Here is a 21,173-nt window from a genome sequence, read left to right as displayed (position 1 = left end):
TTTTATTTTGTGTGAAAGCGCGCAATTTTCAAGTGTGATACTAAAATACATATTTAATTATCATCATTTAGAAAAGTGAAACAGATGAACGTTGAACAGTGGATCATTGAAGAATAAAAGAAATTGCTTGAAATGCATGGATTAATAAATTAGAAAGATAATAATTTGAAAAGGGGAATTGTTTATGGAGGTTACTGTAAATAAAATTCTGGACGCTAAAGAGACAAATATTGCCTGATCTAAAACGAATAGAACTTATTACAATTAACCTGAAATAAAATGAAAAGGAGCTACAATATGTTTGATTATACGGTTAAAACGGATAAAAGTATTGAAGAAGCAATCCAAAGCTTGGAAGCAAGCTTAAAAGAAGAAAAATTTGGCGTCTTATGGATGTTTGATATTAAAGAAAAACTTCAAGAAAAGGGGCTTGAGTTTGAAAAAGAGTTTAAAGTGCTTGAAGTATGTAATCCACATGAAGCACAAAGAGTATTAAATGAAAATGAACTCGCTGGATACTTTTTACCTTGTAAAATCGTTGTTTACGAAAATAATGGACAAACCAAAATGGGAATGCCAAAACCAACGGCTCTTATTAGTATGTTAAATAATGATAAAATGAAACAGTTTGCTAAAGACATTGAAGACCGCTTGGTTCATTGCATTGATAAAAGTATTTAATCAGATTCGTTATAAAAGAATCGTATAAATAAGGTTGACTTAAAGATCATTGAAAGATGATTTTAGAGTCAGCTTTTTTTATGATCAAAATTATGATATTGACAATATACCTATATGGGTATATTATAATCCTTGTTAGTAAGTTTCTTTAAGCGTGATGAAGGAGGTTTCAATGTTTTATTCAATAACGATATTACTAAGTATAATCTTTGTTTTTATTTATAGAAGATATGTTCCTGTTTTGGGAGTTCCATGCATACGTTCACTAAACAAGGACGGTGATCTAATAAAAGTTGTGGATGTACGAGACTATAATTTATCCTATAAAGATCCGATTCAAGGATCTATTAATATTCCAGTAGCCTATTTAAAAAGAAATTTTCACGAGGTGTCCAATTCAAAAATTATTGTAGTGGCTTCAAATCGTCTAGAGAAAAACATCAGTATTCGTTTTCTTAAAAATAAAGGGTGTAAGGTAATGGGCTATACGTTAACGGACTGTATATGTACACAAGAAGTAAAACAAAAAACAGCATAATAGAAAGGAGATTTCTAATGGAATACCATGATCCGATTAAAAATAGAGTGAAGCGAATGGAAGGCCAACTTAGAGGGATTTTAAAAATGATAGAAGAAAATAAAGAGTGTAAAGATGTCATTACCAGTTGTCAGCTGTTCGCTCAGCAGTAGATCGAACAATAGGTGTAATTGTAAGTTCAAACTTAGTTGAATGTGCTCTAGATGTTGAAAAAAATGGAAAAAAACGAATGAATTAATTAAAGAAGCTGTCAGCCTACTGGTAAAAAGTAGATAAAAAACTTATGGGTTGACATTCTTTTAATCTTTTATTAATATACCTATAGGGGTAATGGTAAACAATATTTATATGGGGGAATTACAATGACTGTAGATAAACTATTAGATGCAAAAGGATTGGCATGTCCAATGCCAATCGTCAAAACAAAAAAAGCGATCAATGAATTACAATCAGGTCAAATATTAGAGATTCATACAACCGATAAAGGTGCTGTAAACGACCTTACTGCATGGGCTAAATCGGGCGGACATGAGCTTTTGAAACATGAAGAAGAAAATGATGTATTAAAGTTTTGGATTAAAAAAGGTTAATTTTTTTAGCAGATTATATACCTATATGGGTAATAGTAAAAAATATTCATTCAGGAGGAAATTATGGCAGATAAGAAAAGAACAACAATTGTATTATTTAGTGGTGATTATGATAAAGCAATGGCGGCCTATATTATTGCAAATGGTGCAGCTGCCTATGATCATGAAGTAACGATCTTTCACACGTTTTGGGGGTTAAATGCCTTACGTAAAGACGAAAATATTCTCGTTAAAAAAGGATTTATGGAAAAAATGTTCGGTAAAATGATGCCAAGAGGGGCAGATAAAATGGGACTTTCAAAGATGCACTTTGCTGGTTTCGGTCCTAAGATGATTAAAGGTGTGATGAAAAAGTATAATGCGATGACTCTACCTCAGTTAATTGAAATGGCACAAGAACAAGAAGTTAAATTAGTAGCATGTACGATGACAATGGATTTATTAGGTCTGCAACAAGAAGAACTGTTGGATCAGATTGAATACGCTGGTGTCGCAGCCTATTTAGCTGATGCGGAAGATGGAAATGTAAACTTATTTATCTAATTTCTTAAGGGGAGCTTCCCCCACATAAAAATTCAGGAGGTTCTAAAATGGGGAACATGAAAGCAAATAGAGTGTTAGACGCAAAAGGATTAGCATGTCCAATGCCTATCGTGAAAACAAAGAAAGCGATGAATGATTTAGAGGCGGGTCACGTTTTAGAAGTTCAAGCAACAGATAAAGGATCAAAGGCTGATATGCAAGCATGGGCTGAAAGAACTGGACATCACTATTTAGGGACGCTTGAAGAGGGAGATGTGTTAAAGCATTATTTAAGAAAGTCATCTAGTGATGAAACCATTGAGAAAAAACATCCAGATGTAATAAATAATGAAGAGTTGGAAAAGAAATTAAAAGAAGCTGGCAAGATTGTTGTTCTTGATGTAAGGGAAGCGGCAGAATATGCATTTAACCATATTCCAAATAGCATCTCTATTCCTTTAGGGGAATTAGAAGGTCGTTTTAATGAGTTAAACCAGGACGATAAAATTTTTGTTGTATGTCGTACAGGAAGCCGTAGTGATCTTGCTGCACAAAAGTTAGCAGAAAACGGATTTACGAATGTCATTAATGTCTTACCAGGTATGAGTCAGTGGTCAGGGGAAGCTACTAGTATTAATCGGTAAGTAGGGGAACTGTAATGTTTTTAGAGTTTGCTAAAGAGACAGACGTAATAGAAATCATTTAATAAAATAGATTATTTTTTTAACTAAAAATATACGTAAGGGGGTAAAAAGGGTGACTGTAAAAGAAATGACTTCAAAAGAAGTAACACAAAAAGTATTTAATAAAGAAGAATTATTTATTCTAGATGTTCGGAACGAAAGTGATTTCGGAGATTGGAAAATTGAAGGAGAAAACGTTGATTATCTAAATGTTCCGTACTTTGATTTACTTGATGGTGTGGAAGGCATTATGGATAAAATCCCTTCTAATAAAGATATTTTAGTTGTTTGTGCAAAAGAGGGTTCATCTATCATGGTTGCCGAGCTACTTTCCGAGGAAGGTCTTTCCGTTTCTTATTTAAAAGGTGGAATGAAAGCGTGGAGTGAACACTTAGAACCTGTTAAAGTTGGGGATTTAAAAGATGGAGGGGAAATCTATCAGTTTGTTCGTATCGGTAAGGGTTGCTTATCTTACATGGTTGTTTCAAACGGCGAGGCTGCTCTTATTGACTCAACAAGAATGACTAGCATCTACCTAGAATTTGCCCAAAGTATCGGAGCAAGCATTACTCATGTTTTTGATACACACTTACATGCTGATCACATTTCTGGTGGAAGAATGATCGCTGAAAAAACAAATGCAACATACTGGTTACCACCAAAGGATGCTACGGAAGTAACGTTTGAGTACCAACCATTAGAAGATGGAAATAGAGTGACAATTGGTAACACTGCCATCAATATTCATGCCTTATATTCTCCAGGTCACACCATTGGGTCAACATCCTTTGTTGTTGATGAGAAGTTCTTACTATCAGGAGATATCTTATTTATTGATTCAATTGGGCGGCCAGACCTTGCGGGTATGGCGGAAGATTGGGTAGGTGATTTAAGAGAAAGTCTATATACACGTTATAAAGAATTATCTCAAGAACTCATTGTTCTACCAGCACACTTTATGATTATCGATGAATTAAATGAGGATGGTAGTGTATCTGAAAAATTAGGTGCGCTATATGCAAATAATCATGGATTAAACATTGAAGATGAAAATGAATTTAGAAAACTAGTAACTGAAAACTTACCACCACAGCCAAATGCCTATCAAGAAATTCGTCAAACCAATATGGGGAAAATAAACCCTGATGAAGAGAAACAGCGTGAAATGGAAATTGGACCAAATCGTTGTGCGGTTCGATAATTTTTAACTTTATTCAGTAGAAATCTCTCACTTCTATAAGCGGTGGGATGAATGTAATCGTTATGAAATTCAGTGGGGGTTCAAACCTTAGCTGAATAAAGTTAAAGCCTCCGGCGGATGCCTCAGATTTTTTATGGAAGTAACAAAAGTGTTAGATGCAAAAGGATTAGCATGTCCGATGCCGATTGTAAAAACAAAAAAGGCGATTACTGAGCTTGAAGCAGGTCAAGTGTTAGAGATTCATACAACCGATAAAGGGGCAAAAAATGATCTTACAGCATGGACAAAATCAGGCGGACATGAATTATTGAAACATGAAGAAGAAAACGATGTGTTGAAGTTTTGGATAAAAAAAGGTTAATAAAATAAGGGAACCTAAACTGGTTCCCTTTTCCTAAAGGGGGGGGGAGAATTATGGATTTTGCATTTATTATTACGATTTTTTTAATTGGATTCATAGGTTCATATATTTCAGGGTTGCTAGGAATTGGTGGTTCCATTATAAAATACCCCATGCTCTTATATATTCCACCATTGTTTGGTGTAGCCGGATTTAGTGCACATGAAGTTTCTGGAATTAGTGCTGTTCAAGTGTTTTTTGCAACAATTGGTGGTGTTTGGGCCTATCGAAAAGGTGGATACTTAAATAAAACGTTAATTGTTTATATGGGTGCCAGTATCTTAATTGGTAGTTTTGTGGGTGGATATGGTTCAAAGTTAATGACAGAGAGTGGGATTAATTTAATTTATGGTATTTTAGCATTAATCGCTGCTGTAATGATGTTCATTCCGAAAAAGGGAGTTGACGATATTCCTCTTGATCAGGTGAAGTTTAATAAATGGATTGCTTCTTCACTTGCCTTAATCGTCGGAGTTGGAGCGGGTATTGTTGGGGCAGCAGGTGCATTTTTATTAGTCCCAATCATGCTAGTCGTGTTAAAGATTCCGACACGAATGACAATTGCATCATCATTAGCGATTACCTTTCTCTCATCCATTGGTGCAACGGTGGGGAAGATTACGACAGGACAAGTGGATTATTACCCGGCATTGATCATGGTGGTTGCTAGTTTAATTGCTTCACCACTTGGAGCGATGGCAGGGAAGAAAGTCAATACAAAAGTGCTACAAGTCATTTTAGCACTATTAATCCTTGCAACAGCCATAAAGATTTGGATGGATATATTATAGAGGGATAGTGAGCCTATCCCTCTTGAAATTTGATTAAGAGTAAAAACGGACTTTTTGTAACACATCGTTTCCAATGATAAAATAAAAAATCATGTTGTACTGTATTTATTGAAAGGAGATTAGACGATGAATCAATGGCATATTCGATTTCAAGATGAGAAATATGTATATGGAACGGAACCAAATGTATTTTTATCAGAGGTTCAGCAAAAACTTTCATTATCCGGTGATGCTTTGGCTATTGCGGAAGGTGAAGGCCGGAACGCTGTTTTTTTAGCCCAACAAGGAATGAACGTCACTACTTGGGATTATGCAGAATCGGGACTAGCTAAAACGAAAAGGCTTGCTGATACCCATGGTGTAACAGTAAAAACAGAACTTGTCGACTTGAATGAAGCTCAATGGGAAAAAGAACAATGGGATGAGCTCGTCTGTATTTTTGGTCATTTTCCAACAGAGTTACGTAAGAAAACACTTCAGGGAGTGAAAGAAGCCGTTAAGCCAGGTGGATATTTTATAACGGAAGTATATTCCATTCACCAAGTTCCCTATCAAAGTGGAGGCCCGAAAGATATCGAATTGTTATATACTCCAGAAGAGTTTCTACAAGCTTTTTCAGATTGGCGAATTGTTCACTTTTTTATGGGGGAGGTTGAACGCCATGAAGGGGACCTCCATAAAGGGTTGGCACACGTCATTCAGTTTGTAGGACAAAAGCCAAACGTTTGAAAAAGAGAATGATTGTAGTGAAATCTAACGAATCCCATCAAATAGAAAAGTGGTCATATTCATGAGTGAAAGTATTTCTAGAGAATCGGATCATAACAAACCAACCATAGATTCAAAATATATTCAGCAGCATCTAGCAAATGAACGAACATTTCTAGCTTGGATACGGACAGCTATTGCGATTATTGGCGTTGGATTCCTTGTCACAAATTTGCATTTCACAATGAAATTAAGTCTTTCTCCTGCAGGAGATTTATTAGCCAATATGATTGGAATTTCTTCTGTAGGAATGGGTATTATTACAATTATTATGGCTATAGTCTCCTATTTAAAAAAAGTTAATGCTATTAATAATCAGACATTCCAAACATCTAAAATAACCGTTATTACACTTGGTGTTTTTATCATCATGATTGCACTAGTCTTTGGTGCTTATTTTTTAATGGTGTGATAGATACAAATTGCTGCGGGGCATCGTTTCTTTATTTTTCGTCGAATATTTGTAAAAGTTATTGTTCTTAACACTGTTTTGTATTCATACAATGAGATGGAAGAGGCTTGAGTGAAGCAACTTTGCATATAGAGAAGTATATGTCTTGTCTCATTAGAACCAGGACCCCTATGGAGAGGTAGATAAATATATTTGAAAAACCTTATATAAAAAGGATTTAGGTGAAATATCTTTTAGATTAAAAGGTGAGAAATTGCTCCAATATGAAATTGATCTCGAGTACATCAACTCAGGGTAGTCCAAATACCGTAACGGGAAATCAACTAACTGAGAGTTCTTATAAAAAGAGGGACAAAGGTCTATCGCTCAGTCCCATTTAATTGTTTAGAGTAATATCAACAATTATCTTTAGCGTTGCCTTGGAGAAAGTGAGACAAAACTTATCTAATGTCACAATTGTAAGTTTTTTTTGAAAAAAGGGAAAATGGATATGTCACTAGATTATACTTGCTGAATGGAAAATAATCGTTTAAGATTAGCTTGTGAATTGAATGAGCGTTTAGAAGTTCTGAAGACGATATCTCAAGATAATTGAGAGATCGATTAAATGTTGATATAGATCTGCTACGATCATAACATCATACATCACGAAACCAAACAAAGGTGTATAGTTGAAAAACCATACTTAAATGGGAAGTACGGTGAAAATCCGTCACGGTCCCGCCACTGTAATGAGGAGTTTCGTTGCAATAAGCCACTGAGATTAAATCGGGAAGGCGCAGCGAAATGATGAACCTAAGTCAGGAGACCAGCCTTTGTTTACATATATACGCGATCAATACCTACGGGTCATAGGTAGAGATGCCAAAAAAATGCTTTATTTACGCATGCATTTTTTTAAGCACCTCTATCAATAGAGGTGCTTTTTTATTTGGAAAATAGCATATACGAAAAAAAATTAGTTTGTAAACTCAATAAATGTCTAGAATTTCTTAAGACAATATGTTGGGATAATGGGGAAATCGATTAAATGTCGATGTAGCCTTTCTATTGTCATAACATTATAAATACATCACAAAACTAAACAAAGGTGTGTGGTTGAAAAACCATACTTAAATGGGAAGCACGGTGAAAATCCGTCACGGTCCCGCCACTGTAATGGGAAGTTTCGTTGCAAAATGCCACTGAGATTAAATCGGGAAGGCGCAGCGAAATGATGAACTTAAGTCAGGAGATCTGCCTTTGTTTCTATATTATTCAATCAATACCTACGGGTCATAGGTAGAGATGCCAAAAAAATGCTTTATTTACGCATGCATTTTTTAAGCACCTCTATCAATAGGGGTGCTTTTTTATTTTTAAAAATAGCATAGACCAACATAAGAATGGTTAACACCTGTAGACCCATCTGCAGTAATTATATACATGTTACCTATTTCATAAGGAGGAATAAAAATGAGTAAAAAACCGCTATGGATTTCTTTTATAGCTGTAGCACTATTCACCGCATATTTCTGGTCGAATTCCCTTCAACCAGCCTATGCGATGCATATCATGGAAGGCTTCTTACCAATAGGATGGGCCATCTTTTGGTGGTGTCTAACCATCCCGTTTTTAGTAGTCGGAATGCGTTCGCTACGTAGGCAAATAAAAGAAAATCCTGAATTAAAACCAATACTGGGTGTAGCCGGAGCCTTTACCTTTGTATTGTCCGCATTAAAAATTCCATCTGTTACAGGAAGTACTTCACATCCAACAGGTACAGGACTCGGAACGATTTTATTTGGCCCAACTGCGATGACGGTTTTAGGGACGATTGTTCTATTATTTCAATCATTGTTACTCGCTCACGGTGGTTTAACAACACTTGGAGCCAATGCATTCTCAATGGCAGTCATCGGACCATTACTAGCTTATCTTGTCTATAAATCAGGAAGAAAAATGAACCTATCCTTCTCGATCTGTGTCTTTCTTGCAGCGATGCTTGGCGATTTAAGTACATACATGATTACGTCGATCCAACTAGCACTTGCATTTCCTTCAGAAGTAGGGGGATTCATCACTTCTTTTGTAAAATTTTCAAGTGTCTTTTCAATCACTCAAATTCCGTTAGCTATTAGTGAAGGGCTTTTAACGGTAATTGTTATGAATCTACTAAGAAAATACAATATTGCTGAAATCAAACTATTAAATCTTAACATGAAGGAGCTGAACTAGTATGAAAAATTTAATTTTGTCTTTACTCGTCATCATACTCGCAATCATTCCTTTATTTATACAAAAAGGTGCTGAATTTGGCGGCGCAGACGGTCAGGCAGAAGAAGTCATTGTGGAAATTTCACCACAGTATGAGCCATGGTTTGAGTCGTTGTGGGAGCCACCAAGTGGTGAAATTGAAAGCTTGCTATTTTCCTTGCAGGCAGCCATTGGTGCTATCGTAATTGGTTATGTCATCGGATATGGCCATGCTAGGAAAAAGATTTTTTCTCAAGTAGAGAGCAAGCTTCCAGATGTTAAACATTGATCAATACGCCTATACGAATGCGTTAAGAGATGTACATCCTGTTGAAAAAGCAGTCTTTTCATTTTCTTTACTATTATTTTCACTATGGAGTAAAAGTGTATGGGTTTCGACGATTATCTTTTTTGTAATGAGTGCCATCATTGTCAGGAAAGCAGAAATCCCATTACGCTATTATGTCAAACTCCTTTTTGCACCCTTTTTCTTTTTGCTAACAAGTGTGGTCGTCATCATAGTTTCAATCGTACCCATTGGAAAAGAGGCTGTTGATTCACTATGGCAATTGGAATTAGGAGTTTGGAAACTTTCTATTACGTCATCCAATGTGATTAAGAGTGTCGGAATTGTTTTTCCTGTCATCGCGAGTGTGAGTTGTATGTACTTTATAATCTTAACAACACCCATTACGCAGCTCATATGGTTACTACAAAAATTAAAAGTCTCTTCACTCTTTATCGAATTGGCTGTTTTTACGTATCATTTTATTTTTGTGCTTTTAGAAAAGTCACGTGAAATCTATCTGGCCCAATCGATGAGACTTGGATATCAGAGTTATCGCACTGGTTTCTCATCCTTTGGACAATTGATTGTTAGTCTTTTAATAAAAACACTGCGTTCCGCAAAGGAATTTCAAATTGCTTTAGATTGTCGTGGTGGTGAAGAAGCTTTGTATGACGTGGAATGGACTCAAGTGTATAAAAAAACACATTGGTTGGGGATCGCTTTGCTTTTAACAGGATTATTCATCATCTATATGTTAACGAATAAATGAAAAATAGATTAAGGGAGTAATTGCGATGTATCCACCCATTCTTTCACTTGAAAAGGTTTCTTATCAATATTCTGATAAAACGATTGCATTAAAGGATATTACGTTGAACATTGAGCTAGGCAAAAAAGTTGCCCTGCTTGGCAATAATGGGGCAGGTAAATCAACTTTGTTTCTTCTATTAAATGCAGTCATAAAAGCATCAGATGGAGCAATTAAATTCCAAGGTGAACCTTTTTCCTATAAACGTAAGGAAATTCGAAAATTGCGTCAGCATGTCGGGATTGTGTTTCAAAATCCAGATATACAGCTTTTTTCACCTAGTGTTTATGAGGATATTAGATTTGGTCCGAAAAATATGGGCTTATCCCTTGAAATGGTAGAAGAAGCGGCTAAGCAAGCCATGTTGTTGACAGAAACAGAAGCTCTAAAGGATAAGCCTCCACATTTTCTAAGTATCGGTCAAAAAAAGAGAGTGGCCATTGCAGGGATTCTTGCGATGAATCCTACTTTAATGGTGTTAGATGAACCAACAGCAGGGCTTGATCCTTATTATGCAAAGAAAATGATGCAGCTATTGGATGATGTGCATAGTCAGGAACGATCCATCCTTTTATCGACACATGATGTAAACCTTGCCTATGAATGGGCAGATGAGGTCATTATCCTGAATGAGGGGCGAATTGTTTGTCAAGGAGACCCGTTTCATGCTTTTCAAGACGAAGAAATTAATCAACTCAGTCATTTAGAAAAGCCATGGATTTTAGAAGTTTTTGACCAACTGCAACAAAAAAACGATCGAATGGCGGGTCATTATCCTAAAACAAAAAAGGACTTGTTTGATTTATTGAAAAAGCTATAACAGCATTGAATGTCCATGATTGTTCAAAAAGAGTGCTAGATGTGAATGGATATAAGAATGTTCATGCTCTTTGAAACATCCAAGCGTCCTTGTCATGAAATAGATGGAAAACTTAAAATGGTTGTTTTCAACAAAGTACACTAGCATGTAAGAATTCTTTTTAGATTTTAGAAGAGTCATACATGAAAAGAAATTGGAGGAATGCACATTGAAAGGAAAGTTACTTATTATTGGCTTTGGTCCAGGAAGTGTTGATCATATTACGCAAAGAGCAAAGGATGCCATTAAAGAAAGCGATTATATTGTCGGCTATAAAACATATGTGAATCTTATTGAGGGATTGTTGACCCATCAAGAAATTATTAGTACGGGAATGTCTGAGGAGGTTGGTCGTGCTCAAGAAGCCGTCCGACTCGCTGAAGAAGGAAGGAACGTTTCAGTTATCTCAAGTGGAGATGCTGGTGTATATGGAATGGCAGGACTTGTCTACGAAGTTTTGATCAAAAAAGGCTGGAATAAAGAAACAGGTGTAGAAGTGGAAGTGATTCCTGGAATCTCTGCTATCAATTCATGTGCAGCCCTTCTTGGGGCACCCGTTATGCACGATTCTTGTACGATCAGTCTTAGTGACCATTTGACACCATGGAAAATGATTGAAAAAAGAATTGAAGCAGCAGGGCAGGCTGATTTTGTCATTGCTCTTTATAATCCGAAAAGCGGCAAGCGAACAAGGCAAATTGAGGAAGCACAAAGGATTCTTTTGAAGTACCGTTCACCACAAACTCCTGTTGGTCTTGTAAAAAGTGCCTTCCGTGACAGTCAGAATGTTGTGATTACTAATTTAGGGGAAATGCTAGAACACGAGATCGGCATGCTGACAACAGTGATCATTGGGAACACTTCAACGTCTCTTTATGATAACTTGATGATCACGCCAAGAGGATATCAACGGAAATATACGTTAGAAGAATCAGAACAACCATTAAAACCGCATGAACGTCTTAGAAGAGAAAATGAACCGTGGGCACTTCATGAAGGACAAGAAGAGAAAGAAGCTAGCGAAGCTTCTAGTAAAAAAAAACATTCATCACGGGAATTAGCAATGGAAGCCTTAACGTTACTAGATGGACCGAATAAAGTAGAATCCATTCAGCCTATTCAACAAAAGGTGGAATCGATTTTTGAACTTGCTGTAAGTCCTGGAGTGGCAAACAAAAAATTCACTCCGCAGCAGCTGGTTGCACTTGCTGAAGTGGCTGGTGAACAAGGATCAATCGAGTATACGCCACACCACCAAATACTGTTAACAGTACCGACGGATGATCCAAGTGCGATCACAAGAGCGCTTCAGGACGTAGGACTATCTTTATCCCCTGTTGGCGATGTTTTTCAATTGAAAGCATGTGATTTTTGCGATGGAGAAAAGAAAGATCCAATCCCATATGCGGAAGAAATTGAAAACAGCCTAGGCGGAATGAAGCTGCCAAAAGAACTAAGGCTTGGGTTCAATGGCTGTGGCATGGCTTGTTACGGAGCGGTGAATGAGGATATTGGGATTGTTTTTCGCAAAGGGAAATTTGACTTGTTCATCGGTGCAAAGCCAGTCGGTAGAACGGCTCACCCTGGTCAAATCGTAGCAGAAGGGATCGAACCAGAAGAGATTGTAACGATTGTCGAAAAGCTTATTCTTGAATACAAAGAAAAAGGCCATCCGAACGAACGATTTTTTAAATATTTTAAACGTGTCAGGCAGACTCAAGGGTTTCAGTATAAAGATATAACTCCTGTCATTGAAATCGAGCCTGCTCCATGCGGGGATTAACCATGATAAAAAAGGAGTCTGATCTCCTTTAATAAAAAAATTAAAAATATGGGGGTAGAAAGATGGATGCGATTTTATTAGTTGGCCATGGGAGCCGTGATCCAGAAGGAAATGCGCAAGTAAGACAGTTTATTGAAACACTAAAGCCACAATTGGACCCTTCTCTGATTATTGAAACGTGTTTTCTTGAATTCGAATCACCAACGGTTAAACAAGGCATCAATCACTGTGTTCGCAGAGGAGCAAATCATGTGGTCGTGATTCCGATTATGCTTTTACAGGCAGGGCATTCGAAAATTCATATTCCTGCTGCTATTGATGAAGTAAAAGAAATGTATCCACATGTTGGGTTCACATATGGAAGACCGATTGGCATACATGAAGAAGCGATAGACATTTGTAAAAGCAGATTAGAAGAGATGGGTGAAAACATTCAAGAACCTGGGGAAGATACCGCCGTCATTCTGTTGGGCCGTGGTGGAAGTGATGCTGATGCGAATAGTGATTTGTATAAAATCTCTCGTTTATTATGGGAAAAACTTCATTATAAATTCGTAGAACCGAGTTTTATGGGGGTTACCGATCCGCTTGTAACAGAAGGGGTTGAACGTTGTATAAAGCTAGGGGCAAGAAAAGTGATTATCCTGCCTTACTTTCTTTTTACAGGTATTTTAATCAAACGTCTTGAAGGGATGATCGCCGATTTTCAAAGAGACTATCCTGAACAAGAGTTTCAGCTCGCAAACTATTTTGGTTTTCATCCAAACTTGCAAACGATTATAAAGGATCGAATTGAAGAGGCGCTGCAAGGTGAAGTCAAAATGAATTGTGACACTTGTCAATATCGTATCGATGCGATGGAACATATCGATCACCATCATCATCACGATCATGACCATGATCACCATCATCATCATCACGATCATGATCATCATGAAGAAATGTTAATAAAAGAGGAAAAAAAAGCATGATTTTATGCGTAGCAGGAACAAGTGACGCTAGAGCGTTAGCACTTGAAATCAAACGATCAGGCTATGGAGTTTTAACAACAGTTGTAACTGAAAATGCCTCTATCGAATTGAAAAAACAAGGATTGGCTGTTCATGTTGGAAGACTTACAGAAAGGCAGTTTATTCGTTTTATCGATCAATACGATATAAAAGCGGTTGTTGATGCATCACATCCTTTTGCAGAAGAAGCTAGTAAGAACGCGATTCAAGCAGCGCAGCAAGCGAATATTCCTTATATTCGCTATGAACGCGAATCACAGACGTTTACAGAGGAACGGGTTACGATTGTTTCAAGCTACGAGGAAGCAGCAGAACTAGCCGCGGAAAGAAAGGGAGTCATCCTGTTAACCACTGGCAGCAAAACTTTACAAATTTTCACTAGCAAACTATTGGGACTTCCGAATACAAGGGTGCTCGCCCGAATGCTGCCGCGGAAGGATAATATGGAAAAATGTGAAAGTCTAACGTTTCCGCAAAAAGATATTATCGCGATTCAAGGTCCTTTTACAAAAGAGTTTGATCAAGCACTCTACAAACAATACGGTGTCACGCTTATGATTACAAAGGAAAGCGGAAAAGTGGGTTCAGTCGATGAAAAGCTTCAAGCGGCAAGAGAACTAGGAATTGAAACGATTGTCATTAAGCGTCCGAACATTGATTATGAAACAACGTATTCACAGTTTTCAGATGTGATCGAGCATTTAAACGAAATCGTATGAACCGCTTTGACTCTTTACTATTTAAAGGGTTGAAATAAATATGAGTTAATCAATAGGAGGAATAGGAAATGGATTTCAAAACAGGTTTTAAACCAATTACAATTCAGCCCCAAATGATTGAAGGAAAAAGCTTTGAAATCATTGATTCAGAAATCGGTGAACATTCGTTTACGGATGAACAATATCCAGTTGTACAACGAATCATTCATGCATCAGCAGACTTTGAATTAGGCAAAAGTATGTTGTTCCATCGAGATGCCATTCAAGCTGGAATTGAAGCGCTTCTTAACGGCAAAAAGATTATATCTGATGTGAAAATGATTCAAAGTGGTGTCAACAAGAACAGACTTGGAAAGTTTGGCAGCGAAGCGAAGGTTTATATATCAGACCAGGATGTTGCTGAAGAAGCAAAACGCCTTGATACAACAAGAGCGATCATTTCGATAAGAAAGGCACTTAAAGAAGTGGATGGAGGTATTTATGCGATCGGTAACGCACCTACCGCTTTGCTCGAGCTCATTCGTCTAATTAAAGAAGGTGAAGCAAAGCCAGATCTTGTTATTGGTCTTCCTGTGGGGTTTGTTTCAGCGGCAGAATCGAAAGAAGAATTAGCTAAATTAGATATTCCATTTATTACAAATATTGGCCGTAAAGGCGGAAGCACGGTAACGGTTGCTGCAATCAATGCGATTGCGATTATGGCAGAGAAGGTGTTGTAATTGCTCCCAACTCCAACTCCTGAAGAATTAAAGAAAATGCGTTCTGGCTATACAACAGGAGCAAATGCAACAGCCGCTACAAAAGCAGCGTTAACGGCATTGATTACGAAAGAAGTTCAAACAGAAGCAACGATTTTCTTGCCTGTTGGAAGATATGTTTCTTTTACAATTGAAAGCTGTGACATTTATAGTGACTCTGTAACGACGAGTACCATTAAAGATGGTGGAGATGATCCTGATGCTACACATGGTGCGGCAATCATGGCAACGGTAAGCTGGAGAGACAAGCCCGATATTTTCATAGATGGCGGTGTTGGTGTTGGAAGGGTAACAAAACCTGGATTACCGATTGAGGTCGGGCAAGCCGCGATCAATCCAGTACCACGAAAAATGATTCGTGAAACGGCGATCGAAGTATTAAATGAATTTGACATTGATAAAGGCGTAAATATTGTCATTTCTGTACCTAAAGGGGAAGAGATTGCAAAGAAGACAATGAATGGAAGGCTTGGAATTATAGGAGGTATTTCCATTCTAGGGACAAGAGGGATTGTCGTTCCTTTTTCAACTGCTGCTTATAAAGCATCGATTGTTTATGGGATACAGGTCGCCCGTGCATCTGGCTGTGATCATGTTGTGATTACAACAGGTGGAAGAAGCGAAAAATATGGAATGGCTCAATATACAGAGCTTCTAGAAGAAGCCTTCATCGAAATGGGAGACTTTATCGGATTTACGTTAAAAGAGTGTAAGCGTCTTGGTGTGAAACGAGTTTCCATTGTAGGAATGATGGGGAAACTTTCAAAACTCGCAAAAGGTGACATGATGGTTCATTCGAAAGGTTCTTCTGTAGACTTTCAATTTCTCGTTGAGGTTGCCGAATTTATTGGAGTTGATGATGGGTTTCTTGAAGAGATTCGCCATGCTAATACCGCAACACAGGTTGGAGAAATGATGACGGAGAATGGCTACTACTCCTTTTTTGAAAGGCTGTGCCAACTTTGTTGTCAGGAAAGTGTAAAGGAAGTAAAGGGTGGTCTTACGATAGATGTAAGCTTGTACACTCTGAAAGGCAAGTTGTTAGGAAAGGCGAGTGTAAATGATGAAAAGCAACATTAAAATGATTGGAATTGGCGATGAAGGAAAAGAAAGTCTTCTGCCAATCTACGAAAACTGGATTGTTGATAGTGAGGTTCTAATCGGAGGAGAACGACAGCTGTCGTTCTTCCCTGATTATGAAGGAGAAAAGGTCGTCATTAAGGGTGGCTTAAAATCGTTAGTCGATCGTTTGGAAGTGGAGACGAAAAAAGTAGTTATTCTCGCTTCAGGTGATCCTCTTTTTTATGGAATAGGCGGATACTTATCGTCAAAAGTAGAGTTAGAGATTTATCCTTATTTCAGTTCAATTCAATTAGCCTTTGCAAGAATGAGAGAAAGCTGGCAAGATGTCTATTTGACTAGCTTGCATGGGAGAAGTATTTTGGGATTGGCTCAGCGGATCGATGGAAAGCAAAAGGTTGCTTTGTTAACAGATGAGGAAAATACACCTGCAAAGATTGCCCGCTACTTACAATCCTTTGGGATGAACGAGTATAGAGCATTTGTCGCTGAAAACGTAGGCGGTGAGCAGGAAAAATACGGCTGGTATGAGCTGGATGAAATGATTGATAAAGAGTTTTCACCATTGAATGTTGTGATTCTTAAAAAGACTGCAGAAGGTCCACAATGGACAGTGGGAATTGAAGACCAAGAGTTTTTCCAACGTAAGCCTGATAAAGGATTGATTACGAAAAAAGAAGTGCGTGTGCTAAGCATAAGTGCGATGTGTTTGCAAAAGGATAGCATTGTTTGGGATATAGGGGCATGCACAGGGTCCGTTTCCATCGAGGCAGCAAAAATTGCCCGTGAAGGTGCTGTTTATTCTATTGAAAAAAATGAACATGACCTTGAAAACCTCTATCAAAACATTGCAAAGTTTCGAACGGATATTACCGTCAAGCATGGGATTGCACCAGATCGTTTAGATGAGTTTCCAGATCCGGATGCTGTGTTCATCGGTGGCACTGCTGGAGGGATGGAAAGCATACTTGATGTGTGCTGCGGGAGGCTGAAGCCTAATGGAAGAATTGTCTTAAATGCGGTGACGATTGAAAATTTAACAAATGCTGTCACCTTTTTTAAGAAAAGAGAGTTTGAAGTAAATGTTACACTCACACAAATATCAAGAAGCAAACCGATATTAAATTTAACTAGATTTGAAGGACTGAATCCAGTCTATATTATTACAGCATGTCGTAAGGAGGAAGCGTAAAATGATTGGTACATTATATGGATTAGGGGTTGGTCCAGGGGATCCTGAACTCATTACAGTAAAAGCATTTCGTATATTAAAAGAATCAGAAGTCATTGCCTACCCAGGGAAAAGAAAGGGCAGCAAAAGCTATGCACATCAAATTATAGAAGTTTATGTAGAACCGCAAGAAAAGGAAATGCTCTCATTAGTTTTTCCGATGACAAAGGACAAGGCCATATTAGCCCGTGAATGGTCGAACGCCACGGAGGCGATTTGGGAAAGATTAAAGGATGGAAAAGATGTTGCCTTTGTAACAGAAGGGGACCCCCTTTTATATAGTACGTTTATTCACTTAATGAACTTGATGAAAGAGCGTCATCCTGAAGTACCGATTGTATCGATTCCTGGCATTTCATCCATTAACGGTGCAGCTTCAAGACTCGGCATTCCTCTTGCGGACGGCGACGAAAAAATTGCGATTGTTCCTGCTAGAGATGATTATGAAGAGATGAAAAAGGTCATTATTGAAAACGACTGCGTTATTTTTATTAAAGTCGCAAAAGTGATGAATATGATGCTTGAGGTTCTGGGTGAACTTGACTTATTGAATAGAGCAAATGTTGTCACAAAAGTAACATCAAAAGAAGAGATTGTTTGGAACATAGAAGAATTGAAAAATGCGGATGTTGAATACTTAACATTAATGGTGGTGAGAAAATAATGAAGATAACGATCATTGGTGCGGGTCCAGGGGCTCCTGATTTAATTACAGTTCGAGGATTGCGTTTGTTACAAGAAGCAGATGTGGTCATGTATGCTGATTCGCTCGTCAGTGAAGAGTTGGTTTCGCAATCAAAACAAGGAGCAGAAGTGATTAAGACAGCGGGGATGCATTTAGAGGAAATGGTTGATCTGATGGTCGATCGAGTGAAAGAAGGCAAGAAGGTTGTTCGTGTTCATACAGGCGATCCAGCGGTATACGGAGCGATCATGGAGCAAATGGTTTTATTGAAAGAAAAGGGAGTCGATGTTGAGATTGTTCCTGGTGTCAGCTCTGTCTTTGCCTCAGCAGCAGCAGTTGGTGCTGAATTGACGATTCCTGATTTGACCCAGACGGTTATTTTAACAAGAGCAGAAGGTCGTACCCCTGTTCCAGAATGTGAAAAATTAAAGGATTTAGCAAAACACCATTGTACAATTGCTTTGTTCTTAAGTGCAACGCTAACGAAAAAGGTTGTAAAAGAATTCCTTGATGCTGGTTGGAGTGAAGACACACCGGTTGCTGTCGTTTATAAGGCAACGTGGCCCGATCAAAAAATCTTGCGTACAACTTTAGAGCATTTAGATGAACAAATGAAAGTAAATGGAATGAGAAAGCAAGCGATGATTTTAGCGGGCTGGGCTCTTGATGAGAACATTGGAGATAAAGATTATCGCTCGAAGCTTTATGATAAAGAATTTACTCACGGTTTTAGAAAAGGTGTGAGAGAATGACTCTTTTTCTTGAAGAAGGGAAAGAAGTAACAATCAAGCAAAGTGGATCATATGCCATTGTGGCGATTACAAAGCATGGAGTACAGCTTGCACGAAAGTTACATCAAACCTTTCAAAATGCCGATTTATACTATATGGAAAAATTCAAACAAGGCGACGAAGGCGAAAGAAATATTAGACTGTTTACTGGTAGTGTACGCCTATTGTTACCAGCCTTGTTTCAATCGTATAAAGGAATTGTATTCATTATCTCCCTTGGTGCAGTAGTCCGGATGATGGCTCCGTTATTAAAAGATAAAAAGACGGACCCAGGCATTGTTGTGATCGATGATAAAGGGGAAAATGTGATCAGTGTTCTTTCCGGACATCTAGGCGGTGCCAATGAATTAACAAAAGAAGTGGCTGAAATGATTGGGGCAAGAGCTGTTATCACAACGGCATCCGATGTTCAAAAAACGATTCCGGTTGATTTATTTGGTAAACGGTTCGGATGGACCTGGGATTCAGCAGAAAAACTGACACCTGTAAGTGCCTCGGTTGTGAATGAGGAACATGTCGGTATCGTTCAAGAGTCAGGTGAAAAAGGCTGGTGGGACTATAACCACCCTTTACCAGAATCTCTTAAACGATATCCAACAATTGGGGATGCTTTAGCTGCAAACGTCGATGGTGCTCTAGTGATTACACATCGATTGTTGGAAGAGGAAGAACAAGAAATCTTAAGAAACGGTGTTGTGTATCGGCCAAAAGTGATTGTGCTTGGCATGGGCTGTAACAGAGGGACGACGAGTGAAGAGATCCAGTCTGTCATACAGGAGACATTGGAAGATCTGCGCTTTTCACTCAAAAGCGTTAAAGCACTTTGCACGATTGATTTGAAGAAAGATGAAATAGGCTTATTGGATGTTGTTAATAAGTATGGCTGGGAATTTGTGAGCTATACTCCAGAGGAATTAAATACGATTGAATTAGAACAGCCGTCAGAAACGGTATTTAAATATACGGGAGCATACGGTGTGAGTGAGCCTGCATCTCTTTTATATAGTGGGGCAAAAGAATTGGTCGTTGTGAAAAAGAAATCGGGTAATGTCACGATATCGGTTGCGGTTATTCCTTACTAAATCGTGCTGAATGTTAAGCGAAGATTCTCGTTTGTTTGTTGCTGAAGTGAATCCCTTTTCGATCACCAAAAGGGGGTTCTGATGCCCGAAAAGAGGAAACGGAAAGAACCACGGTCACTCGAGAGATCATAAGATTACTAGAGTTATAGAAGGAAGGAGGAGATTCGAATATGTCAGAAAAAAGAATTGTGATTGCAGGGACGGGCAGTGGCGTTGGTAAAACTACTTTTACAATTGGTTTAATATCAGCGTTAAAGAAGCGTGGATTAACGGTTCAAGGATTTAAATGTGGGCCTGATTATATTGACCCAACCTATCATACGGCCGTTACAGGTCGCCCTTCGCGAAACCTTGATAGTTGGATGTTACCTCACGATACGGTGAAAGAAATCTTTGTACGGGAAAAAAGGCGCAGATATTTCGATTATTCATGGATAGCGAATACGTAAAGAATGATTGGAAAAGGGAGAGATTCAAGTGGATAAAGGAATCGTGTATCTTGTCGGTGCAGGACCTGGTGATCCAAAATTAATAACAGTGCGTGGATTAGAATGTGTCCAAAAAGCAGACGTTATTGCCTATGATCGATTGGTTAATAAAGAATTGTTAAACTATGCAAAAAGTGATGTAGAACTAATCTATGTGGGGAAGGCACCAGGGAAACATGCACTTATCCAAGAAGAGATTCATGAATTATTGGTTGCGAAAGCAAATGAAGGAAAGATGGTTACCCGATTAAAAGGTGGCGATCCTTGTGTGTTTGGGAGAGTTGGAGAAGAGGCAGAGATTCTTGTAGAAAACGGGATTCCATTTGAAATCATCCCAGGAGTAACTTCTGGAATTGCAGCGCCTGCTTATGCTGGAATTCCTGTTACACATCGTGATTATGCTGCATCTTTTACGATTGTTACGGCTCATGGAAGAAAAGAAAGAGCGATGGACCATATTCAGTGGGATGCACTGGCAAAGGGAAGCGATACGATTGCTTTTTATATGGGAGTTGGAAACTTACCGAATATTTGCGGGCAATTGATAAAGTTCGGGAAACGCGAAACGACCCCTGTTGCGGTCATTCAATGGGGAACAACAGATCAGCAACGAACTGTAACTGGAGACTTGACGACGATCGAAACCATTGTGAAACAAGAAAATATTTCCAATCCAGCCATTGTCCTAGTAGGAGAAGTGGTAAAACTAAGAGAAAAAATACAATGGTTCAGTGACAATAGAATGGCGTCTCTCAAATATAACTAAGGA

23 protein-coding genes, 3 pseudogenes and 2 riboswitches are annotated in these 21,173 nt (G+C 38.2%); all 26 genes and pseudogenes read left to right on the top strand.

Going from position 1 to position 21,173, the window contains the following annotated elements; all coding sequences use genetic code 11:
- Window positions 1-297 precede the first annotated feature (297 nt).
- On the top strand, window positions 298-681 hold the full coding sequence (locus JMM81_RS04675) for a DUF302 domain-containing protein (protein WP_256240369.1): 384 nt from the start codon (window positions 298-300) through the stop codon (window positions 679-681).
- A 172-nt stretch (window positions 682-853) separates the two neighbouring features.
- Entirely contained in the window at window positions 854-1,219 is a 366-nt protein-coding gene (locus JMM81_RS04670) for a rhodanese-like domain-containing protein (protein WP_256240368.1), read from the top strand.
- A 17-nt stretch (window positions 1,220-1,236) separates the two neighbouring features.
- Window positions 1,237-1,495 (top strand): annotated as a pseudogene (locus JMM81_RS04665) (metal-sensitive transcriptional regulator).
- A gap of 86 nt (window positions 1,496-1,581) precedes the next feature.
- Complete coding sequence (locus JMM81_RS04660; RefSeq protein WP_256240367.1) at window positions 1,582-1,809, top strand: sulfurtransferase TusA family protein; 228 nt, start codon at window positions 1,582-1,584, stop codon at window positions 1,807-1,809.
- Window positions 1,810-1,872: 63 nt separating this feature from the next.
- Window positions 1,873-2,352: a DsrE/DsrF/DrsH-like family protein gene (locus tag JMM81_RS04655; protein WP_256240366.1), complete on the top strand. Its 480-nt coding sequence runs from the start codon at window positions 1,873-1,875 to the stop codon at window positions 2,350-2,352.
- A 47-nt stretch (window positions 2,353-2,399) separates the two neighbouring features.
- Window positions 2,400-2,975, top strand: a complete 576-nt coding sequence (locus JMM81_RS04650) for a sulfurtransferase TusA family protein (protein ID WP_256240365.1) — start codon at window positions 2,400-2,402, stop codon at window positions 2,973-2,975.
- A gap of 108 nt (window positions 2,976-3,083) precedes the next feature.
- Window positions 3,084-4,215 (top strand): annotated as a pseudogene (locus JMM81_RS04645) (MBL fold metallo-hydrolase); the annotation flags it as partial.
- A 133-nt stretch (window positions 4,216-4,348) separates the two neighbouring features.
- The gene (locus JMM81_RS04640) at window positions 4,349-4,576 is read left to right on the top strand and encodes a sulfurtransferase TusA family protein (protein ID WP_256240364.1); all 228 of its coding nucleotides are present in this window, start codon (window positions 4,349-4,351) and stop codon (window positions 4,574-4,576) included.
- Between the two features lie 53 nt (window positions 4,577-4,629).
- Window positions 4,630-5,406 carry a sulfite exporter TauE/SafE family protein gene (locus JMM81_RS04635; protein ID WP_256240363.1) on the top strand — a complete coding sequence of 259 codons (777 nt, stop codon included), beginning with the start codon at window positions 4,630-4,632 and terminating at the stop codon, window positions 5,404-5,406.
- A gap of 126 nt (window positions 5,407-5,532) precedes the next feature.
- Window positions 5,533-6,135, top strand: a complete 603-nt coding sequence (locus JMM81_RS04630; protein WP_256240362.1) for an SAM-dependent methyltransferase — start codon at window positions 5,533-5,535, stop codon at window positions 6,133-6,135.
- A 61-nt stretch (window positions 6,136-6,196) separates the two neighbouring features.
- Window positions 6,197-6,586, top strand: a complete 390-nt coding sequence (locus tag JMM81_RS04625; RefSeq protein ID WP_256240361.1) for a YidH family protein — start codon at window positions 6,197-6,199, stop codon at window positions 6,584-6,586.
- A 644-nt stretch (window positions 6,587-7,230) separates the two neighbouring features.
- Window positions 7,231-7,417, top strand: a riboswitch (cobalamin riboswitch).
- Between the two features lie 240 nt (window positions 7,418-7,657).
- A riboswitch (cobalamin riboswitch) is annotated at window positions 7,658-7,844 on the top strand.
- Between the two features lie 197 nt (window positions 7,845-8,041).
- Window positions 8,042-8,803, top strand: a complete 762-nt coding sequence (locus JMM81_RS04620) for an energy-coupling factor ABC transporter permease (RefSeq protein ID WP_256240360.1) — start codon at window positions 8,042-8,044, stop codon at window positions 8,801-8,803.
- Window position 8,804: 1 nt separating this feature from the next.
- Window positions 8,805-9,110, top strand: a complete 306-nt coding sequence (locus JMM81_RS04615; RefSeq protein ID WP_256240359.1) for an energy-coupling factor ABC transporter substrate-binding protein — start codon at window positions 8,805-8,807, stop codon at window positions 9,108-9,110.
- Complete coding sequence (gene cbiQ / locus JMM81_RS04610; RefSeq protein WP_256240358.1) at window positions 9,097-9,879, top strand: cobalt ECF transporter T component CbiQ; 783 nt, start codon at window positions 9,097-9,099, stop codon at window positions 9,877-9,879. Before JMM81_RS04615 ends, cbiQ begins: the two co-directional genes overlap by 14 nt.
- A 25-nt stretch (window positions 9,880-9,904) precedes the next feature.
- Entirely contained in the window at window positions 9,905-10,738 is an 834-nt protein-coding gene (locus JMM81_RS04605) for an energy-coupling factor ABC transporter ATP-binding protein (RefSeq protein WP_256240357.1), read from the top strand.
- Window positions 10,739-10,946: 208 nt separating this feature from the next.
- Entirely contained in the window at window positions 10,947-12,560 is a 1,614-nt protein-coding gene (gene cobJ / locus JMM81_RS04600) for a precorrin-3B C(17)-methyltransferase (RefSeq protein WP_256240356.1), read from the top strand.
- A 62-nt stretch (window positions 12,561-12,622) separates the two neighbouring features.
- A complete protein-coding gene (locus JMM81_RS04595; protein WP_256240355.1) occupies window positions 12,623-13,531 on the top strand; it encodes a sirohydrochlorin chelatase in 909 nt (302 codons plus the stop codon).
- Entirely contained in the window at window positions 13,528-14,289 is a 762-nt protein-coding gene (cobK, locus tag JMM81_RS04590) for a precorrin-6A reductase (protein WP_256240354.1), read from the top strand. The genes JMM81_RS04595 and cobK overlap by 4 nt, the downstream gene beginning before the upstream one ends.
- 68 nt (window positions 14,290-14,357) lie before the next feature.
- The gene (locus JMM81_RS04585) at window positions 14,358-15,008 is read left to right on the top strand and encodes a precorrin-8X methylmutase (protein WP_256240353.1); all 651 of its coding nucleotides are present in this window, start codon (window positions 14,358-14,360) and stop codon (window positions 15,006-15,008) included.
- A 36-nt stretch (window positions 15,009-15,044) separates the two neighbouring features.
- Window positions 15,045-16,127, top strand: a complete 1,083-nt coding sequence (locus tag JMM81_RS04580; protein WP_256240577.1) for a cobalt-precorrin-5B (C(1))-methyltransferase — start codon at window positions 15,045-15,047, stop codon at window positions 16,125-16,127.
- Window positions 16,111-17,319 (top strand): precorrin-6y C5,15-methyltransferase (decarboxylating) subunit CbiE, encoded by a 1,209-nt coding sequence (cbiE, locus tag JMM81_RS04575; protein WP_256240576.1) that lies wholly within the window; start codon window positions 16,111-16,113, stop codon window positions 17,317-17,319. The genes JMM81_RS04580 and cbiE overlap by 17 nt, the downstream gene beginning before the upstream one ends.
- A 1-nt stretch (window position 17,320) precedes the next feature.
- Window positions 17,321-18,022: a precorrin-2 C(20)-methyltransferase gene (gene cobI / locus JMM81_RS04570; protein ID WP_256240352.1), complete on the top strand. Its 702-nt coding sequence runs from the start codon at window positions 17,321-17,323 to the stop codon at window positions 18,020-18,022.
- Window positions 18,022-18,795, top strand: a complete 774-nt coding sequence (cobM, locus tag JMM81_RS04565) for a precorrin-4 C(11)-methyltransferase (RefSeq protein WP_256240351.1) — start codon at window positions 18,022-18,024, stop codon at window positions 18,793-18,795. The genes cobI and cobM overlap by 1 nt, the downstream gene beginning before the upstream one ends.
- Window positions 18,792-19,916: a cobalt-precorrin 5A hydrolase gene (locus JMM81_RS04560; RefSeq protein WP_256240350.1), complete on the top strand. Its 1,125-nt coding sequence runs from the start codon at window positions 18,792-18,794 to the stop codon at window positions 19,914-19,916. The genes cobM and JMM81_RS04560 overlap by 4 nt, the downstream gene beginning before the upstream one ends.
- A 170-nt stretch (window positions 19,917-20,086) precedes the next feature.
- Window positions 20,087-20,351: pseudogene (locus JMM81_RS04555) on the top strand (nucleotide-binding protein); the annotation flags it as partial.
- Between the two features lie 42 nt (window positions 20,352-20,393).
- Window positions 20,394-21,170, top strand: coding sequence for a uroporphyrinogen-III C-methyltransferase (cobA, locus tag JMM81_RS04550; RefSeq protein ID WP_256240349.1), 777 nt, complete (start codon window positions 20,394-20,396; stop codon window positions 21,168-21,170).
- Window positions 21,171-21,173: the final 3 nt, after the last annotated feature.

Source organism: Bacillus sp. V3B (genome assembly GCF_024494465.1).
Taxonomy (GTDB): Bacteria; Bacillota; Bacilli; order Bacillales; family Cytobacillaceae; genus Bacillus_BD.
The sequence above is the reverse complement of the archived record's forward strand: the minus strand, read 5'-3'. Positions and strand labels throughout refer to the sequence as shown.

What these genes read in the sequence shown, in the direction of transcription:
- JMM81_RS04675 (WP_256240369.1), top strand. Translation starts at nt 298, where the DNA reads ATGTTTGATTATACGGTTAAAACGGATAAAAGTATTGAAGAAGCAATC.
- JMM81_RS04670 (WP_256240368.1), top strand. Translation starts at nt 854, where the DNA reads ATGTTTTATTCAATAACGATATTACTAAGTATAATCTTTGTTTTTATT.
- JMM81_RS04660 (WP_256240367.1), top strand. Translation starts at nt 1,582, where the DNA reads ATGACTGTAGATAAACTATTAGATGCAAAAGGATTGGCATGTCCAATG.
- JMM81_RS04655 (WP_256240366.1), top strand. Translation starts at nt 1,873, where the DNA reads ATGGCAGATAAGAAAAGAACAACAATTGTATTATTTAGTGGTGATTAT.
- JMM81_RS04650 (WP_256240365.1), top strand. Translation starts at nt 2,400, where the DNA reads ATGGGGAACATGAAAGCAAATAGAGTGTTAGACGCAAAAGGATTAGCA.
- JMM81_RS04640 (WP_256240364.1), top strand. Translation starts at nt 4,349, where the DNA reads ATGGAAGTAACAAAAGTGTTAGATGCAAAAGGATTAGCATGTCCGATG.
- JMM81_RS04635 (WP_256240363.1), top strand. Translation starts at nt 4,630, where the DNA reads ATGGATTTTGCATTTATTATTACGATTTTTTTAATTGGATTCATAGGT.
- JMM81_RS04630 (WP_256240362.1), top strand. Translation starts at nt 5,533, where the DNA reads ATGAATCAATGGCATATTCGATTTCAAGATGAGAAATATGTATATGGA.
- JMM81_RS04625 (WP_256240361.1), top strand. Translation starts at nt 6,197, where the DNA reads ATGAGTGAAAGTATTTCTAGAGAATCGGATCATAACAAACCAACCATA.
- JMM81_RS04620 (WP_256240360.1), top strand. Translation starts at nt 8,042, where the DNA reads ATGAGTAAAAAACCGCTATGGATTTCTTTTATAGCTGTAGCACTATTC.
- JMM81_RS04615 (WP_256240359.1), top strand. Translation starts at nt 8,805, where the DNA reads ATGAAAAATTTAATTTTGTCTTTACTCGTCATCATACTCGCAATCATT.
- cbiQ (WP_256240358.1), top strand. Translation starts at nt 9,097, where the DNA reads ATGTTAAACATTGATCAATACGCCTATACGAATGCGTTAAGAGATGTA.
- JMM81_RS04605 (WP_256240357.1), top strand. Translation starts at nt 9,905, where the DNA reads ATGTATCCACCCATTCTTTCACTTGAAAAGGTTTCTTATCAATATTCT.
- JMM81_RS04595 (WP_256240355.1), top strand. Translation starts at nt 12,623, where the DNA reads ATGGATGCGATTTTATTAGTTGGCCATGGGAGCCGTGATCCAGAAGGA.
- cobK (WP_256240354.1), top strand. Translation starts at nt 13,528, where the DNA reads ATGATTTTATGCGTAGCAGGAACAAGTGACGCTAGAGCGTTAGCACTT.
- JMM81_RS04585 (WP_256240353.1), top strand. Translation starts at nt 14,358, where the DNA reads ATGGATTTCAAAACAGGTTTTAAACCAATTACAATTCAGCCCCAAATG.
- JMM81_RS04580 (WP_256240577.1), top strand. Translation starts at nt 15,045, where the DNA reads ATGCGTTCTGGCTATACAACAGGAGCAAATGCAACAGCCGCTACAAAA.
- cbiE (WP_256240576.1), top strand. Translation starts at nt 16,111, where the DNA reads ATGAAAAGCAACATTAAAATGATTGGAATTGGCGATGAAGGAAAAGAA.
- cobI (WP_256240352.1), top strand. Translation starts at nt 17,321, where the DNA reads ATGATTGGTACATTATATGGATTAGGGGTTGGTCCAGGGGATCCTGAA.
- cobM (WP_256240351.1), top strand. Translation starts at nt 18,022, where the DNA reads ATGAAGATAACGATCATTGGTGCGGGTCCAGGGGCTCCTGATTTAATT.
- JMM81_RS04560 (WP_256240350.1), top strand. Translation starts at nt 18,792, where the DNA reads ATGACTCTTTTTCTTGAAGAAGGGAAAGAAGTAACAATCAAGCAAAGT.